The 1,070-nt window shown below is 67.7% G+C and carries 1 pseudogene; it reads left to right on the top strand.

The annotated features are described in order from the left end of the window. Positions 1-930 (top strand): annotated as a pseudogene (locus FUT87_RS25850) (substrate-binding domain-containing protein); the annotation flags it as partial. Positions 931-1,070 lie beyond the last annotated feature (140 nt).

The raw sequence follows: 1,070 nt of genomic DNA, 5'->3' as shown, positions 1-1,070 counted from the left end.
GCGGCCTACGGCGACGACAAGGCCGACCTGGCCGTGGGCCCGTCCTTCGTCGGGCTGTGGCGCTCGCGCTGCTGTCCGGTGGCCGAGGTAAGTACAAGAAGATTCCTGCTGGTTCGACGCCGGCCGTCGACCGATTTCGATCACCGGCGACAAGTGGAACAAGTACATCTTCCGGACCGGCCGCAACAGCTCGCAGGACGCCATCTCCAATGCGGTGGCGCTGGACCGGCCGGGCACCGTCATCGCGACGCTGGCCCAGGACTACGCCTTCGGCCGCGACGGCGTGAAGGCCTTCAAGGACGCGATCAAGAAGGCCAGGGTCGTCCATGAGGAATACCTGCCCACGACGACCACCGACTTCACCGCCGGCGCGCAGCGCCTGATCGACAAGCTCAAGGACCAGCCCGGTCGCAAGGTGATCTTCATCATCTGGGCCGCGCCGGGAACCCGTTCAAGATCGCCGACCTCGACCTCAAGCGCTATGGCATCGAGATCGCCACCGGCGGCAACATCCTGCCGGCGATGGCCGCCTACAAGTCGCTGCCCGGCATGGAGGGCGCGACCTACTACTACTTCGGCATCCCGAAGAACCCGGTCAACGAGTGGCTGGTGGCCAACCACTACAAGCGCTTCCAGTCGCCGCCCGACTTCTTCACCGCCGGCGGCATGAGCGCCGCGATCGCGGTGGTGGAGGCGCTCAAGAAGACCGGCGGCGACACGACGACGCAGAAGCTCATCAAGGCGATGGAGGGCATGAGCTTCGAGACGCCCAAGGGCCGCATGACCTTCCGCGCGGAAGACCACCAGGCGATGCAGTCGATGTACCACTTCAAGATCAAGGTCGACCCCGCCTTCGCCTGGGGCGTGCCCGAGCTGGTGCGCGAGATCAAGCCGGAGGAGATGGCCATCCCCATCCGCAACGCGCGTTGACCGGCGGTGGCCCGTCCCGCGGCCCTGCCCGTCCACCGATCCCCGGCGCATGAGCGCCGCTGCCGAATCGCCACCGCCCGCGACTGGCTCGCGATCTGGTCGCCAACCCGTGGCGACCGGTCGCGGCGCGGCCCGGCGAC

The sequence above is a fragment of the Mitsuaria sp. TWR114 genome (genome assembly GCF_007997345.1).
This window is presented reverse-complemented; position numbering and strand designations above follow the sequence as displayed.